This window comes from Pseudomonas guariconensis (genome assembly GCF_900102675.1).
Classification (GTDB): domain Bacteria; phylum Pseudomonadota; class Gammaproteobacteria; order Pseudomonadales; family Pseudomonadaceae; genus Aquipseudomonas; species Aquipseudomonas guariconensis.
In genome coordinates this window covers 41,443-56,676 of sequence record NZ_FMYX01000017.1, presented here as the reverse complement: position 1 = coordinate 56,676, position 15,234 = coordinate 41,443, and the positions used below count along the sequence as shown (strand labels likewise).

Annotated in this window: 14 protein-coding genes; 10 read left to right on the top strand and 4 right to left on the bottom strand. The window is 61.1% G+C overall.

Annotation, left to right across the window (positions count from 1 at the left end; all coding sequences use genetic code 11):
- Positions 1-70: 70 nt before the first annotated feature.
- The 4 genes from clpX to BLS27_RS22290 all read left to right on the top strand — a co-directional run bounded on the left by clpX (position 71) and on the right by BLS27_RS22290 (position 6,387).
- Positions 71-1,354, top strand: coding sequence for an ATP-dependent Clp protease ATP-binding subunit ClpX (clpX, locus tag BLS27_RS22305; RefSeq protein WP_043213487.1), 1,284 nt, complete (start codon positions 71-73; stop codon positions 1,352-1,354).
- 154 nt (positions 1,355-1,508) lie between these two features.
- Positions 1,509-3,905: an endopeptidase La gene (gene lon, locus BLS27_RS22300; protein ID WP_090346869.1), complete on the top strand. Its 2,397-nt coding sequence runs from the start codon at positions 1,509-1,511 to the stop codon at positions 3,903-3,905.
- A 153-nt stretch (positions 3,906-4,058) separates the two neighbouring features.
- A complete protein-coding gene (hupB, locus tag BLS27_RS22295; RefSeq protein ID WP_011533117.1) occupies positions 4,059-4,331 on the top strand; it encodes a nucleoid-associated protein HU-beta in 273 nt (90 codons plus the stop codon).
- Positions 4,332-4,515: 184 nt separating this feature from the next.
- Entirely contained in the window at positions 4,516-6,387 is a 1,872-nt protein-coding gene (locus BLS27_RS22290) for a SurA N-terminal domain-containing protein (protein WP_043213490.1), read from the top strand.
- A 59-nt stretch (positions 6,388-6,446) separates the two neighbouring features.
- Here the strand turns inward: BLS27_RS22290 and BLS27_RS22285 are convergent, their stop codons facing one another.
- Positions 6,447-7,487: a patatin-like phospholipase family protein gene (locus BLS27_RS22285; RefSeq protein WP_043213492.1), complete on the bottom strand. Its 1,041-nt coding sequence runs from the start codon at positions 7,485-7,487 to the stop codon at positions 6,447-6,449.
- 159 nt (positions 7,488-7,646) lie between these two features.
- Here BLS27_RS22285 and BLS27_RS22280 point away from each other — a divergent pair, with 159 nt between their 5' ends.
- The 3 genes from BLS27_RS22280 (at position 7,647) to BLS27_RS22270 (ending at position 9,624) form a co-directional block, all read left to right on the top strand.
- Positions 7,647-7,925 (top strand): hypothetical protein, encoded by a 279-nt coding sequence (locus BLS27_RS22280; RefSeq protein WP_043213493.1) that lies wholly within the window; start codon positions 7,647-7,649, stop codon positions 7,923-7,925.
- Positions 7,926-7,939: 14 nt separating this feature from the next.
- Complete coding sequence (locus BLS27_RS22275; RefSeq protein ID WP_090346868.1) at positions 7,940-8,707, top strand: CHAD domain-containing protein; 768 nt, start codon at positions 7,940-7,942, stop codon at positions 8,705-8,707.
- A 119-nt stretch (positions 8,708-8,826) separates the two neighbouring features.
- Positions 8,827-9,624: an acyl-CoA thioesterase gene (locus BLS27_RS22270; protein WP_043213497.1), complete on the top strand. Its 798-nt coding sequence runs from the start codon at positions 8,827-8,829 to the stop codon at positions 9,622-9,624.
- Between the two features lie 10 nt (positions 9,625-9,634).
- Here the strand turns inward: BLS27_RS22270 and BLS27_RS22265 are convergent, their stop codons facing one another.
- The 3 genes from BLS27_RS22265 to BLS27_RS22255 form a co-directional block, all read right to left on the bottom strand.
- A complete protein-coding gene (locus BLS27_RS22265; protein WP_090346867.1) occupies positions 9,635-10,003 on the bottom strand; it encodes a DUF962 domain-containing protein in 369 nt (122 codons plus the stop codon).
- A 75-nt stretch (positions 10,004-10,078) separates the two neighbouring features.
- Positions 10,079-11,557 carry a methyl-accepting chemotaxis protein gene (locus tag BLS27_RS22260; protein ID WP_090346866.1) on the bottom strand — a complete coding sequence of 493 codons (1,479 nt, stop codon included), beginning with the start codon at positions 11,555-11,557 and terminating at the stop codon, positions 10,079-10,081.
- 109 nt (positions 11,558-11,666) lie between these two features.
- Entirely contained in the window at positions 11,667-12,464 is a 798-nt protein-coding gene (locus BLS27_RS22255) for a TatD family hydrolase (protein WP_090346865.1), read from the bottom strand.
- A gap of 159 nt (positions 12,465-12,623) precedes the next feature.
- On the opposite strand from BLS27_RS22255, the gene BLS27_RS22250 reads away from it, so the two are divergent.
- From BLS27_RS22250 to BLS27_RS22240, 3 genes are all read left to right on the top strand, one after another.
- A complete protein-coding gene (locus BLS27_RS22250; protein ID WP_090346864.1) occupies positions 12,624-14,027 on the top strand; it encodes an MltF family protein in 1,404 nt (467 codons plus the stop codon).
- Positions 14,028-14,139: 112 nt separating this feature from the next.
- Complete coding sequence (locus BLS27_RS22245; protein ID WP_043213508.1) at positions 14,140-14,577, top strand: DoxX family protein; 438 nt, start codon at positions 14,140-14,142, stop codon at positions 14,575-14,577.
- Positions 14,578-14,851: 274 nt separating this feature from the next.
- On the top strand, positions 14,852-15,160 hold the full coding sequence (locus tag BLS27_RS22240) for a hypothetical protein (RefSeq protein ID WP_043213510.1): 309 nt from the start codon (positions 14,852-14,854) through the stop codon (positions 15,158-15,160).
- Positions 15,161-15,234: the final 74 nt, after the last annotated feature.

Here is a 15,234-nt window from a genome sequence, read left to right as displayed (position 1 = left end):
CCTGCGGACTTGAAAAAGCCCGCAATTGCCTTCATCTTGTGTTTCATGCCTACCGGATTGGATCGATCGAATGACTGACACCCGTAACGGCGAGGACAGCGGCAAATTGCTCTATTGCTCCTTCTGCGGCAAAAGCCAGCACGAAGTGCGCAAATTGATTGCCGGGCCCTCGGTATTTATCTGCGACGAGTGCGTCGACCTGTGCAACGACATCATCCGTGAGGAGGTGCAGGAAGCCCAGGCCGAAAGCAACGCGCACAAATTGCCATCGCCGAAAGAAATCAGCGGTATCCTGGACCAGTACGTCATTGGTCAGGAGCGCGCGAAAAAGGTGCTGTCCGTAGCGGTGTACAACCACTACAAGCGCCTGAACCAGCGTGACAAGAAGGGCGACGAAGTCGAACTCGGCAAGAGCAACATCCTGCTCATCGGGCCGACTGGCTCGGGCAAGACCCTGCTCGCCGAAACCCTTGCACGCCTGTTGAACGTACCGTTCACCATCGCCGACGCCACCACCTTGACCGAAGCCGGTTACGTGGGTGAGGACGTCGAGAACATCATTCAGAAACTGCTGCAAAAGTGCGACTACGACGTGGAAAAGGCCCAGATGGGCATTGTCTATATCGATGAGATCGACAAGATCTCGCGCAAGTCGGACAACCCGTCGATCACTCGCGACGTGTCGGGCGAGGGCGTGCAGCAGGCGCTGTTGAAGCTGATCGAAGGGACTGTGGCTTCCGTGCCGCCTCAGGGTGGTCGCAAGCATCCGCAACAGGAATTCCTGCAGGTTGATACCCGCAATATCCTGTTCATCTGCGGCGGTGCGTTCTCGGGCCTGGAAAAGGTCATTCAGAACCGCTCCACCAAAGGTGGCATCGGTTTTGGCGCTGAAGTGCGCAGCAAGCAGGAAGGCAAGAAGGTCGGCGAGTCCTTGCGTGAGGTCGAACCGGATGATCTGGTCAAGTTTGGCCTGATTCCGGAGTTCGTCGGCCGTCTGCCGGTGCTGGCAACCCTCGACGAGCTGGATGAGGCTGCACTGATGCAGATCCTCACCGAGCCGAAGAACGCCTTGACCAAGCAGTATGCCAAGCTGTTCGAGATGGAAGATGTGGACCTCGAGTTCCGTAGCGACGCGCTCAAGGCGGTTGCTCGCAAGGCGCTCGAGCGCAAGACCGGCGCCCGGGGCCTGCGTTCGATCCTCGAAGGCGTGCTGCTTGACACCATGTACGAGATTCCTTCGCAGAAGGATGTCAGCAAGGTGGTGATCGACGAGAGCGTCATCGATGGCACCTCGCAGCCTTTGCTGATCTACGAGAACAGCGAGCCGCAAGCCAAGGCCGCACCTGACGCCTGAGTCGGGTAAGCCAAGTCGAGCAAGAAAGGGGCCTATGGGCCCCTTTCTGCTTTTCCGATCTCAACGCTTGTAATTTTATGGACCTGCCCCCACATTAGGTCCAAGCATCATTTCCACCGGTTTCCGGCCATAAGGCCGCTGTAGAGGCGAAATCATGAAGACCACCCTCGACTTGCCTCTTTTGCCATTGCGCGATGTCGTTGTTTATCCGCACATGGTCATCCCGCTGTTCGTGGGACGCGAGAAGTCCATCGAAGCCCTTGAGGCGGCGATGACGGGCGAGAAGCAGATCCTCCTGCTGGCCCAGAAGAATCCTGCCGACGATGACCCGGGCGAAGATGCCCTGTATCGCGTCGGTACCATTGCCACTGTCCTGCAATTGCTGAAGCTACCCGACGGTACCGTCAAGGTGTTGGTCGAGGGCGAGCAGCGCGGCGCCGTCGAGCGTTTCACGGAAGTGGAAGGGCATGTCCGTGCCGAAGTCACCCTGATCGATGAAGTCGAGGCCGCCGAGCGCGAGTCGGAAGTCTTCGTGCGCACGTTGCTGTCGCAGTTCGAGCAGTACGTCCAGTTGGGCAAGAAGGTCCCGGCTGAAGTCCTGTCCTCGCTCAACAGTATCGAAGAGCCCGGCCGCCTGGTCGACACCATGGCCGCCCATATGGCCCTGAAGATCGAGCAGAAGCAGGAAATCCTCGAAATTGTCGATCTACCGACCCGGGTCGAACATGTCCTGGCATTGCTCGATGCAGAGATCGACCTGCTGCAGGTCGAGAAGCGTATCCGTGGCCGGGTCAAGAAGCAGATGGAGCGCAGCCAGCGCGAGTACTACCTGAATGAGCAGATGAAGGCCATTCAGAAGGAGCTCGGCGATGGCGACGAGGGCCACAACGAAGCCGAGGAGCTGAAGAAGCGTATCGAAGCTGCTGGCCTGCCCAAGGACGCCTTGGCCAAAGCCCAGGCCGAGCTGAACAAGCTCAAGCAGATGTCGCCGATGTCCGCAGAGGCCACTGTGGTTCGCTCCTACCTGGACTGGCTCGTGCAGGTGCCTTGGAAAGCCCAGAGCAAAGTACGTCTGGACCTGGCCAAGGCCGAGGAAATCCTCGATGCCGATCACTATGGCCTGGAAGAGGTCAAGGAACGCATCCTTGAATATCTCGCTGTGCAGAAGCGCGTGAAGAAGATTCGCGGCCCTGTGCTTTGCCTGGTAGGTCCACCTGGCGTTGGTAAAACCTCCCTGGCCGAATCGATCGCGGCTGCTACCAACCGCAAGTTCGTGCGCATGGCCTTGGGCGGTGTGCGTGACGAAGCCGAGATCCGAGGCCATCGTCGCACCTACATCGGTTCCATGCCGGGTCGTTTGATTCAGAAAATGACCAAGGTGGGTGTACGCAACCCGCTGTTCCTGCTCGACGAGATCGACAAGATGGGCAGCGACATGCGCGGCGATCCCGCCTCGGCATTGCTGGAAGTGCTCGACCCTGAGCAGAACCACAACTTCAACGACCACTACCTGGAGGTCGACTACGACCTCTCGGACGTGATGTTCCTGTGCACCTCGAACTCGATGAACATTCCGCCGGCGCTACTCGACCGGATGGAGGTCATCCGCCTGCCGGGCTACACCGAGGACGAGAAGATCAACATCGCGGTCAAGTACCTGACGCCCAAGCAAGTGAAGGCCAATGGCCTGAAGAAGGGTGAACTGGATATCGATGTCACGGCGATCCGCGACATCATTCGTTACTACACCCGCGAAGCCGGCGTGCGCGGTCTGGAGCGCCAGATCGCCAAGGTCTGCCGCAAGGTGGTCAAGGAGCACACCGGCGAGAAGCAGCTCAAGGTCAAGGTGACCGGCGAGCAGCTCGAACATCTGCTGGGCGTGCGCAAGTTCCGCTACGGCCTGGCAGAGCAGCAGGATCAGATCGGTCAGGTCACCGGCCTTGCCTGGACCCAGGTGGGCGGCGAACTGCTTACCATCGAAGCCGTGGTCATCCCCGGCAAGGGCCAGTTGATCAAGACCGGCTCTTTGGGCGACGTCATGGTCGAATCGATCACCGCCGCGCAGACCGTGGTACGCAGCCGTGCCCGCAGTCTGGGCATCGCCGCCGATTTCCACGAGAAGCACGATGTGCACATCCACATGCCCGAGGGCGCTACCCCTAAGGACGGCCCAAGTGCGGGTATCGGCATGTGCACGGCGCTGGTCTCGGCACTTACCCAGATTCCGGTGCGCGCCGATGTGGCCATGACCGGTGAAATCACCCTGCGTGGCCAGGTTCTGGCCATCGGTGGCTTGAAGGAAAAACTCCTCGCGGCACACCGCGGTGGGATCAAAACGGTGATCATTCCAGAGGAAAACGTTCGTGATCTGAAGGAGATTCCGGAAAATATCAAACAGGATCTTCAGATCAAACCGGTCAAATGGATTGACGAAGTCCTCCAAATTGCGCTGCAATACGCCCCGGAGCCCTTGCCAGATGTGGCTCCGGAGATTGTCGCGAAAGATGAAAAGCGCGACGGCGATGCTAAGGAAAGAATTAGCACGCACTAGTACGTATTTCGCTGGGGGGCTTTCCTTGACAGTTTTTTCGGGGCCTTGCTATAAAACGGCACGCCAGTGTCAATAGGCCGCCCAGTGCTCGTTTCATAAGCTTTTCATTACATACTTAGAAACAAACTCAATAGAGATATAAGGGGACTTAGAGTGAACAAGTCGGAACTGATTGACGCTATCGCCGCATCCGCTGACATTCCGAAAGCTGTAGCTGGCCGTGCGCTGGACGCAGTCATCGAATCCGTCACCGGCGCCCTGAAGCAAGGTGACGATGTTGTACTGGTTGGCTTCGGTACCTTCTCGGTCAAGGAGCGCGCTGAGCGCACCGGCCGTAACCCGCAAACCGGCAAGGCGATCAAGATCGCTGCTGCCAAGGTTCCAGGCTTCAAGGCTGGCAAAGGCCTGAAAGACGCCGTCAACTAAGTCGTCTCTTTCAGCCGGACCTGGTCACACCAGGCCCGACCGCGTGACGGCGGGGCCGCAAACGTTCCCGTTGGCACGCTCGCTTTGAAAAGGCGCATCCCACAGGATGCGCCTTTCTTCTATCAGGACTCTACCCACGCTCCACGGTTGTCGACGCAGTGGTACAACCGTTTCTGGGGGACGCATGCTGCAGAATATCAGGGACAATTCACAAGGTTGGATTGCCAAGACCATCATCGGCCTTATCGTCGTGCTGATGGCGCTGACCGGCTTCGAGGCCATTTTCCAGGCCACCAGCCATAGCCAGGACGCCGCCAAGGTGAACGGCCAGACCATCAGTCAGAACGAGCTGAGCCAGGCCGTCGACATGCAGCGCCGCCAGCTGATGCAACAGCTGGGCAAGGATTTCGACCCAGCACTGCTGGATGAAAAGATGCTGCGCGAAGCTGCGCTCAAAGGGCTGATCGAGCGCAAGCTGCTGTTGCAGGGTGCCGAGGACGCCAAGTTCGCCTTCTCCGAGGCCGCGCTGGATCAGCTGATCCTGCAGACACCGGAGTTCCAGGTCGACGGCAAGTTCAGCGCCGAACGTTTCGATGCGGTCATTCGCCAGATGGGCTATGGGCGCATGCAATTCCGCGAGATGCTCGCCGAGGAAATGCTCATCGGGCAATTGCGCACCGGCCTTGCCGGCAGCAGCTTCGTCACCGACAAACAAGTCGAAGCCTTCGCTCGCCTGGAGAAGCAGACCCGTGATTTCGCTTCGCTGACCTTCAAGGCCGACCCGGCCGCCGTCAAGGTGAGCGACGACGAGGTCAAGGCGCACTACGACCAGCACGCCAAGGAATTCATGACACCCGACCAGGTGGTCATCGATTACATCGAGCTGAAGAAGTCGGCCTTCTTCGACCAGGTACAGGTCAACGAGGACGAACTCAAGGCCCTGTACGAGAAGGAAATCGCCAACCTGGCCGAACAGCGCCATGCCGCGCATATCCTCATCGAGGTCGACGACAAGGTTTCCGATGCACAGGCCAAGGCCCGTATCGAAGAGATCCAGCAGCGTCTGGCCAAGGGAGAGGACTTTGCCACACTGGCCAAGGAATTCTCCAAGGACCCAGGTTCGGCCAGCAATGGCGGTGATCTCGGCTTCGCAGGCCCAGGCGTCTACGACCCAGCCTTCGAGGATGCCCTGTACAAGCTGAACAAGGACCAAGTATCGGCACCGGTGCGCACCGAGTACGGTTACCACCTGATCAAGCTGCTAGGTGTGCAGGCACCGGAAGTGCCGACCTTTGCAAGCCTAAAAGACAAGCTGACCCGCGAACTCAAGACCCAACAGGTCGAACAGCGCTTCGTGGAAGTGACCAAGCAGCTGGAAGACGCCGCGTTCGAGGCCTCTGACCTGGCTCAGCCGGCCCAGGACCTGGGCCTGAAGGTTCAGACTTCGGCCGCATTCGGTCGGGAAGGCGGTGAGGGCATCACGGCCAACCGTTCGGTCGTCCAGGCCGCTTTCAGCGAAGAAGTGCTGGAAGAGGGCGCCAACAGCAATGCCATCGAGCTGGATCCGGAGACCGTGGTCGTGCTGCGTGTCAAGGAGCATCGCAAGCCGGAGCAACTGCCGCTGGAGGCTGTGGCCAAGAACATCCGCGAGCACCTGGCCAAGGAGAAGGCGACTGCCGAGCTCAAGGCCAAGGCTGACAAGCTGATCGCTGGCCTGCGCGATGGCGCCATCCCGCTGACCTCCGAACAGGAAGGCCAGAAGTGGAAGACCCAAGAGGCCGTTACGCGTGGCCAGGACGGTATCGATCCGGCCGAACTGCAAGCGGTATTCCGCCTGGCCAAGCCTGCCTCCAAGGACAAGCCGGTCTACGGCAGTGTGGTCCTCGGCGATGGCAGCCTGGTGGTGTTGCAGCTCAAGGGGGTCAACGAAGGCGCTGCAGCCACTGACGAGGAGAAAGCGCAGATCCGCCGTTACCTCGCTTCGCGTGCAGGCCAGCAGGACTTCGCGGCCTACCGTAAGCAACTAGAAGCCGCGGCTGACGTCACTCGTTACTGAGTGCTATCGCCGCAACAAGACAGGCCGCTCATGCGGCCTTTCTTGTTTTTTGGGAGGGGCTAACGCCGCTCACCTTCGTAGATGTCCATCGTGTCCCGGGCAATTTCCCGTCCCAGGGCGATCAGTTCTGGCGCCTTGTAGAACTCGAAGAAGCGGCACACCCGCTTGGGCACGTTGATCAGCACGTCTGGCGGATAGCCAGCGATCTTGTACTGAGCGAGGGAGGTCTGCATGACTTCGAAGCTCTGGTTGATCAAGTCGAGCAAGGACGCAGGCCCTACGTTATCGACGATGAAGGAACCGGTGGCGGACCTGGGCGCGCCGCCACGTTCGGGGGCCGCTGCCGGCTGCTGGCCTTCCGGGTCTGCAGACTCGCCAAGCCAGGGGTCGCTGGCGTTCAGTCCCTCGGCAACGATTTCCTGTTCGATGCGCATCAATTGTTCGGCCGGTTTGCGGCGAAAGGGCAGACGTGAGCCCAACGAGCTGATGACCGCGTCGAACCGCATCTTGAACGCTGCAGGCCGCTCGATCACCGGCAATTGGTATTGTTTCTGGTTGGTGGCATTGAGGTTGACGGCGATGATCAGGTCGCAATGGCTGGACACCACCGGCACGATCGGCAGCGGATTGAGAATGCCGCCATCGACTAGCATGCGGTTACCCTGCATCACCGGTGTGAACAGGCTGGGGATCGCCGCCGAGGCCCGCATGGCCTGGTGCAGGCAGCCTTCCTGGAACCAGATCTCCTGCTGGTTGGTGAGGTCCGCTGCCACCGCCGTATAGGGAATGGACAGTTGTTCGATGTTCACCTCGCCGACGATCTTGCGGATCTGGCCAAACACTTTGTCGCCGCGGATCGCGCCTAAGCGAAAGCTCACATCCACCAGGCGCAGCACGTCGAGGTAGTCCAGACTCTCGATCCAGCTGCGGTATTCATCCAGTTTTCCGGCAGCATAGATCCCACCGATCACCGCACCCATCGAACAGCCGGCGATGCAGGCGATTTCGTAGCCGCGTCGCTCTATCTCCTCGATCACGCCGATATGCGCATACCCGCGTGCGCCCCCCGATCCCAGTACCAATGCCACGCGTTTGCTCATGACTGTCCCCCTACTGCTGTGCAACCATGGTCCAACAATGCACCCATTGTTGCCTGTGCTTCAATGTAGACCGTGCTGGGCTACGCTGAGCAGGGCACTTTTCGCTTGCCTGAGCGTCGAACGGCCACTCTTTTTGTTCAAACTTGAGGTTACTGACTGATGAAAGCCTGGATCTGCCTTCCCCTGATCGCTCTTGCCCTCACCGGTTGCGCGGGCAAGACGGCGTACCGTGACAGCTGTGCGACTCAGCTCGATGCTGCATGGAAGGAGCTGGACCTGGCCAAGGCCGAAGGGTTTGCCGGTACCGTCAGCTATTCCAAGGCCCTGTCGCTGTTGACCGGCGCCAAGACGCAGCAGCAGTTCGAGGCCTTCGAAGGCTGTAGCCGCAAGGCCGAGAAGGCGCGTTTTTACATCCGTGAGTCCCGCGCGGGTCGTTGATCCAGGAGGGCTGTATGGCCGCCATGCTCGATCATGTCATCGCCCAGGTGCTGGCCTTGCAGGTCCGTCTGCTGGCATGCCGGGAGCGGCTGGCGGCCGATGTCGACAGCGAAGCCTTGCACGACCTGCGTACAAGCCTGCGGCGCCTGCGGAGCCTGCTGCGGCCTTTGCGGGGGCTGCCCGGTGTCGAGCAGTTGGAGGACGCCGCGCGCTCGCTGGGGGCGCTCACGACCCCCTTGCGGGACCGTGAGGTGCTAGCGGCCCATATGATCGGCCAAGGGCACCAGCAGGCTGGGGCGCGTCGTCTGGAGGGCAGGGCGGGCATCTTCGCCAGTGTGGCCGTGAGCCGTCAGCTCGCCCGGGTGCTGGCGATCATCGACACCTTTCCGTTATTCCTGCGGGCCTGCGCGCGCGAAGGCTTGGCCAGTGGCCTGGACAAGCGCATCGACAAGCGCCTGAACAAACAATGGCGCAAGCTCGAGAAAGCGCTTGACGACCCCAGCCACGACCGTCATCGCCTGCGTTTATTGATCAAGCGGGTGCGCTATGGCGACGAGGCGTACCCACAGCTGGAGCACGCCGGAAACAAACTGCAACGCCTGCTCAAGCGCACCCAGGCCGACCTGGGCGATTGGCACGACCGTGTGCAATGGCTTTTGCTGGCGCGTGATCACGCCGATCTGGCGCCCTTCAAGAAAGCCTGGGAACGCGAGCTGCATGAGGCCGAGCAGAAGGCCGATGCCACCCTTGAGGCCTTGCGGGCAGCCGTGGCGCGTCGATAGCCATAGGGAATGGCCATTATGCGGGCTGTCAGCCAGACACTCGCTGGCTAATATCGGGGCACGTCCTGACGCGGGCACGTCCCGTGGCAGCCAATCAAGCCCCGGTGCAGGAGCCGAACATGAATTTCACGCAATTGCTCAGCGCCGTGCGCGAGTGTCCCGAATCTGTCAGTGTGCCGGCCAGTTGGGGCCAGGGGCGCGCGGTATTTGGCGGGCTGATGGTCGCGCTGATGCATGAGGCGATGCGTGCCAAGCTTGGTGAGGGACGTCCGGTGCGGTCGTTGGCTGTCACCTTTGTTGGGCCAGCGACGCCGCAGGTGCCGATCAGTTTCGAGGTCGAGGTGTTGCGTGAGGGCAAAGCTGTCAGCACGCTGCTGGGACGCGCGGTGCAGGAGGGGCAGGTGGTGACCCTGGTACAGGGCAGCTTCGGAGATGGCCGTCCTTCGGCAATCGAGGTCAAGGCTCAGCCTGCCGTGGACATGAAGCCGCTAGAGCAGTCTGCCGCCGAATTGCCCTATATCAAAGGCGTGACGCCTGAGTTCATGCGTCATGTGGCTTTGCGTTGGGCCATTGGCGGCCTGCCGTTCAGCGGTAACGATGATCGACGGATGGGCGGTTGGGTACGCCTGCGCGATATGGCCGACGGGCCGGCGAGCGAAGCGCATCTGCTGGCAATGGTCGATGCCTGGCCGCCCAGTCTGCTACCGCATCTTAAACAACCTGCCGCAGGCAGCACCCTGACCTGGACGATCGAGTTCATTCAGCCAGCGCCCAAGCTGTCGACCTTGGACTGGTGTCGTTACTGTGTCGAGACCGAGCACGCCCGCGATGGCTATGGGCACGCTTCGGCCGCCCTGTGGACAGCCGAGAACGAGCTGATTGCCTTGAGCCGACAGACCGTGACGGTGTTCGCCTAGATCTGGGCAGCTAGCGGCGATGCTTGTGGCGCTCGCGCCAGGCACGCCACCAGGCACCGCTCAGCAGAAAGCGCGGAAAGGTGATGAATTGCTCGGTCAGTACACGCTGAACGGCGTCCTTGCGGCTGGCGAAGGGTTCGGATTGCTCGGTTTCCAGACGATGGCCGTGGCGCTGCAGTCCAAGGCCAGCGGCCAGGGCGATCAAGCCGATGGCCAGTTGGCCGAGGTCCAGGCCAAATACCCCGCCGAGCATCAACAGGGCGCCCAGGATGAACAATGGGACGGCGATCAGATGCAGCACCAGGTTGGTCGGATGCCGGTGATTGTGATGGTAACCACGCCATTGCCAGGCGTGCAGATTGGGCAGGCGTTTGCTCATGGGCATTTCCTCTCGGTCATGCCCAAAGCTTAGTGTGGCCCTACGGCGAGGGCCAATCGAGGCGGGTTATCGGCCTTATAGCTTGAGCTGGCCGATGGCTTTGTTCAGCTCGGCCGCCAGGGTCGCCAGCTCGTTGCTGGTGGTGGCAGAACCGACGGTCTGCTGGACCGTTTCCTCGGTGACGTCACGAATGCTCACCACCGCCCGGTTCATCTCTTCGGCCACCTGGCTTTGTTGTTCGGCGGCGACGGCGATCTGCGTGTTGCTCTCGCGCATTTGCGCGACGGCACTGGTGATCTCCAGCAACGCCTCGCCTGCCTCTTGGGCCTGTTTGACACAATCGTCGGCCTTGTAGGAGCTCTCCTGCATGAAATCCACGGCATCACGGGTACCTGCCTGCAGGGCGGACACCATGCCGGTGATTTCATCGGTGGAGGTCTGCACGCGCTTGGCCAGGTTGCGCACTTCGTCCGCCACCACGGCAAACCCACGTCCCAGGTCGCCTGCCCGGGCCGCCTCGATCGCAGCATTGAGGGCCAGTAGATTGGTTTGCTCGGCGATGCTATGGATGACGCCGACTACGCCGTTGATGCGCTGGCTGTCCTCGGCGAGCTGGCGAATCATTTCGGCGGTTTGCTGAACACCGCTGGACAGGCCGGCGATGGAGTCCTGCACACGTGTGACCACCGCCTGGCCGCTGCCGGCCAGGGTATCGGCGGTTTGCGACAGGTCACGGGTGGCGCCGGCATGCTGGGCAATGTGATGGACCGTGGCGGACATCTCGTTGATGGCGGTGGCAGCCTGGTCGGTCTCGCTTTGCTGGCCGATCATGCCGTGGCGCACCTCGTCCATGCTCGCTGCCAGGCGTGCTGCGCCGCTGTCCAATTGCGCTGCGGTACGAGCTACCGTGCTGACCACCCGGTGGTAGGTGGCTTGCATTGCATTGAAGGCGCCTGCCATCTGGCCGACTTCATCGCCACAGGACAGCGGGACACGGGCCGACAAGTCGCCAGTCTTCTCCACATGCAGCATCACGTCTTTGAGCGTATTGAGCTGGCTGAGCAAGAAACGGATCAGCAACTGCGAAGCGCAGAGCATCGCCAACATCAGAATCAGCACGCAGACCGCGTATTGGGTGAAGCGCTCGAAGAACACCTGGCGCAGGCTGGGGGATTCGGCCAGCACAGCGATGCGCTGCTCTGCCCGGTGGATCACTTGGGCGCCCTGCAAGGGATTGTTGCCCAGGATCCAGGCATTGGGCAGGGCGACCCAGCCTTGTGCATCGACCAAGGCCTCACGCGGCTGGTTGGCGATGACCGGCGTCTGCCCGGACTGCCACATCACGGCCTGGGAGGGTTGGGGCAGTGGTTGCCCTTCAGGCCAGGCCGCGATCAGCTCGGCCTGGGCAATGGCCTGGTTGCGCGCGCCTTCTGCACGGGCTTGCTGCTCCAGGTAAACCGCGTAGAGCACCAGGAGCAGGGTCGTGACGAAGGCCACCGCATTGACGGCCCAGAACTTGTACTTCAGGGAAATATTGCTAAGCCAGGCACCCATGGATAGGTCTTCTCTGAGTTGAGCGGAAACATTATTGGCAAGGTGCCATCATTGTGTCCGCTCGTCCCAGCGCCTGCCTTGATATGCGTCAACAAACCCCAGCCCGGCCTCAGGGCAGCTGGAAGAATGCTTTGGCGGTGGCAGTGGTGTGCGCGGCTGTCTGTTCCAGGGATTCTCCCCTGTGCAGCGCAACCTCTCGCAGGACTTCGGGCAGGAAAGCAGGCTCGTTGAGGCCCTTCTTTGGCTTCGGACGAAGGCTGCGCGGCAGCAGATAGGGTGCGTCGCTTTCGAGCATCAGGCGGCCTTCGGGAATATTGCCTACCAGCGGGTGAAGATGGGTGCCGCGGCGCTCGTCGCAAATCCAGCCCGTGATACCGATGTGCAAGTCCAGATCCAGATAGGCGAACAAGGCTTGGCGCTCGCCGGTGAAGCAGTGCACCACGGCCGCTGGTAGGTGGTCACGATAGACTTTGAGGATCGCCAGCAGCCGTGCGCTGGCCTCTCGCTCATGGAGGAACACGGGCAAGCCCAGCTCGGCGGCCAACGCCAACTGAGCCTCCAGCGCTTTCTCTTGTTGCGGGCGGGGGGAGAAGTCGCGGTTGAAATCGAGCCCGCACTCGCCCACGGCCCGCACCCGCGGCTGGGCCAGCAGTTCACGCAGCAAGCGCTCGCTGGCGTTGTCCCAATGGCTGGCATCGTGGGGGTGGATACCGGCTGTGGTGAACAAGCGCAGGCTTTCCGGATCGAGCTGCGAAGCGAGCGTCAGGGCCTGTTCGCTGACCTGGAGGCTAGTCCCGGTGAGCACCATCTGGACCACGCCCGCCTGTACGGCCCGCTCGACGACAGCGGCCTGCTGGTCATGGAAACTGCTGTTGGTCAGGTTGACGCCAATATCGATCAGTTGCATCTTTCTACCTCGTGCCGCGGGCCGGCCAGCATAGCAAAAAACGGGTAATTCGTAAGAAATCCCAGAACTTCAAGTGGTTGTCGTGGTCTTTTAGCGTCATTTGTCATGGACGGACCTCGCTGTATGACACCCGCTCCCAGCCCCCGGACAGGTTCTCGCATGCTGCGATCACTGCTGATACCGCTGCTTGTCGGCTTGACCCTGGCCCCAGCGGCCAATGCCCGGCTGCCGGGGCCCCAGCAGCATGTTCCGGCCAGCCAGGTTCGCGACCTGGCACAGATCCGCAGCAGCAAAGTCCTCAGGGTTTTGGTCAACCAGAGTCGCAACAGCTCGGGTGAAGTCAAAGGCGAGCCGGTGGGTGTGGAACACCACCGCTTGCGAGGTCTCGAGCACTACCTAAATGCTCGGGCCCGGGACGGTCAGCAAATCCGCCTCAAGCTCATCCCCCGCGCCAAGGAACAATTGCTTGCCGCCCTGCAGCGTGGCGAGGGCGATTTGGCGGCCCCTGGCGAGCTGCTCGATCCTGCGCTGGTGCGTGGGGTCAGTGGCAGCGTAGCGGTCCGGGACCAGGTGCAATTGATGCTGGTCGGACGCAAAGGGGAGCGCGGCTTCACCCGGGTGGATCAGTTGTCCGGACGAACTGTCGCGTTGACCAGTGCCAGCGCCGCCGGCGCGGTGATCACCCAGATCAACCAGCAACTGGCGTTGCGCAAGCGTGCACCGATCAAGGTGGAGTGGGTCGATGCCAGTCTGGCGGTGGAAGATGTGCTGGAGATGGTCCAGGCAGGCATTTATCACCTGACCGTGGTGGAGCGCCCGATTGCCCAGCGCTGGGCTCGGGTGATGCCGCGCTTGCGGCTGGATTCACGCGTGAGCCTGGGCCAGCCTCAGGCGATGCGCTGGTATGTGCGACGTGACGCCAGCATGTTGCTCGCCACGGTGGATCGCTTCCTGGAAGGTTACCGAGCACCGGCGAACCAGGACGCAGCCTTCGAGCGTATCTACCGGCGTCAATACCGTGTGCATGACCCGCTGGCGAGAAAGGACCGCAAGCGTCTGGAGTCGTTGCGCACGGTGCTGCAGAAGCATGGCGCTGCGCAGCAGATCGACTGGCTGAACCTGGCGGCGCTGGCGTTCAAGGAATCCACCTTGAACCCGGCGGCTCGCGGAGGTGGTGGCGCGCATGGGTTGATGCAGATCACGCCAGCAGCGGCTCGCCGCGTGGGGGTGAGTGACATCGCCTCGGTCGACGGCAATGTGCAGGCGGGCGCCCGGTATCTGGCATTGATCCGCCGCAAGTTTTTCGCCAGCCCACAGCTCAACGAGCGTGAGCGCATGGCGTTTGTCCTCGCCGCCTACAACCTTGGACCGGAACGGGTCCAGGCCATGCGCGCCGAGGCGCGGCGCCGCGGGCTAAATGGCAATCAGTGGTTCTTCCAGACCGAGCGCATCGCCATGGAGCAGGTAGGCATGGGGCCGGTCAACTTCGTCAACAGCGTCAATAAGTACTTCTTGGCTTTCAATCGGCAGCGGGAATCGCTGGAGCGCGTCGCGAACCGCTAACAAATCGAATATATAGATGTAAATAGGCCGTTTATTGCGCTTTTTGTATCTATTTGGATGATTAGAATGGCGCCATCTGCACACATCATCCCTTGATTCAGGAAGCATCGAAATGAACAACACACTCAACGCCCTGTTCGTTACCCGCGCCGGCACTGGTCTGAGCGTCATCCGTATCCTGGTAGGCATCATCTTCTTGGCCCACGGTGCCCAGAAGCTGTTCGGCCTGTTTGGCGGCTACGGGCTGGAAGGCACCGGCCAATGGATGGAAAGCATCGGCCTGGCCCCAGGCTACCTGATGGCTCTGTTGTCGGGCAGCGCCGAGTTCTTCGGTGGCCTGGCCCTCGTGATTGGCTTGCTGGCACGGCCTGCGGCACTGGCGCTGTCCGTGACCTTGGTGGTAGCGATCCTCTCGGTGCACATCAACAATGGCCTGTTCATGGCAAACAATGGCTACGAGTTCGCCCTGGCGCTACTGGCGGGTACGGTCGCGGTGTTGATCGAAGGCGCAGGCCGCTTCTCCCTGGACCGGCTGATCGCTCGCCACTGATCTGCGGCTAACATCGAACCCGCTTTCCAGGTGTACGGGTAAGCGGGTTTTTTCATGTGAAGGGGCAGACCTGCGAAAGTCTTAGCGTTTAGCTGCTATCGGTATCTTGTAACTTATCGCGTCACGCTCTAGCATACCGACTGCGCCGATTTAAACAGCTACTTGCGGGGCGCGGGATAACTCTTTTGGGTCATCCGAAATACCGCTAAAGCGCTGGTTCGGTGACGCCTCCCACCGCTGCCCAGCGGGATTTGCGAGGCGCAGAGATATCTCCATGAGTTGTCCACGTACCAGTGTCTGCTTGAGTCCATTGCCTGCCAGCCAGGCTTCCCGTACACCGCGCATCCTGCTCGGTGGCCAGCATCAACCCACACTTTTACGCAACCTTGACGGCTTGTCGCGGCGCAAGGGGCAAGCGCGTGCATTTCTCGTACAGTTTGCCGAAACCTGTGACGGCTTTGCCCAGTTTGGCAATGACCGTTTCGACCTTGCGGTGATCCAGGCGCCCTTGGCCGCCGACGCCGCCGAAGTCATCGGCCAGCTGACACGTATCGCGCGCCAGGGGCTAATCACCCGCCGCTGAGCTGCGTGTCGTCCACGGGATTTTTCGCTAAGCTCGGAGCCCTCCGCTGGTGTGCGTCAGCGGAGGATGCACTG

What these genes read in the sequence shown, in the direction of transcription:
- BLS27_RS22265 (WP_090346867.1), bottom strand. Translation starts at nt 10,003, where the DNA reads ATGAGCAAACGCCTGCCCAATCTGCACGCCTGGCAATGGCGTGGTTAC.
- BLS27_RS22240 (WP_043213510.1), top strand. Translation starts at nt 14,852, where the DNA reads ATGAGTTGTCCACGTACCAGTGTCTGCTTGAGTCCATTGCCTGCCAGC.
- BLS27_RS22245 (WP_043213508.1), top strand. Translation starts at nt 14,140, where the DNA reads ATGAACAACACACTCAACGCCCTGTTCGTTACCCGCGCCGGCACTGGT.
- BLS27_RS22270 (WP_043213497.1), top strand. Translation starts at nt 8,827, where the DNA reads ATGAATTTCACGCAATTGCTCAGCGCCGTGCGCGAGTGTCCCGAATCT.
- BLS27_RS22255 (WP_090346865.1), bottom strand. Translation starts at nt 12,464, where the DNA reads ATGCAACTGATCGATATTGGCGTCAACCTGACCAACAGCAGTTTCCAT.
- BLS27_RS22290 (WP_043213490.1), top strand. Translation starts at nt 4,516, where the DNA reads ATGCTGCAGAATATCAGGGACAATTCACAAGGTTGGATTGCCAAGACC.
- BLS27_RS22250 (WP_090346864.1), top strand. Translation starts at nt 12,624, where the DNA reads ATGCTGCGATCACTGCTGATACCGCTGCTTGTCGGCTTGACCCTGGCC.
- BLS27_RS22285 (WP_043213492.1), bottom strand. Translation starts at nt 7,487, where the DNA reads ATGAGCAAACGCGTGGCATTGGTACTGGGATCGGGGGGCGCACGCGGG.
- clpX (WP_043213487.1), top strand. Translation starts at nt 71, where the DNA reads ATGACTGACACCCGTAACGGCGAGGACAGCGGCAAATTGCTCTATTGC.
- BLS27_RS22260 (WP_090346866.1), bottom strand. Translation starts at nt 11,557, where the DNA reads ATGGGTGCCTGGCTTAGCAATATTTCCCTGAAGTACAAGTTCTGGGCC.
- BLS27_RS22275 (WP_090346868.1), top strand. Translation starts at nt 7,940, where the DNA reads ATGGCCGCCATGCTCGATCATGTCATCGCCCAGGTGCTGGCCTTGCAG.
- lon (WP_090346869.1), top strand. Translation starts at nt 1,509, where the DNA reads ATGAAGACCACCCTCGACTTGCCTCTTTTGCCATTGCGCGATGTCGTT.
- BLS27_RS22280 (WP_043213493.1), top strand. Translation starts at nt 7,647, where the DNA reads ATGAAAGCCTGGATCTGCCTTCCCCTGATCGCTCTTGCCCTCACCGGT.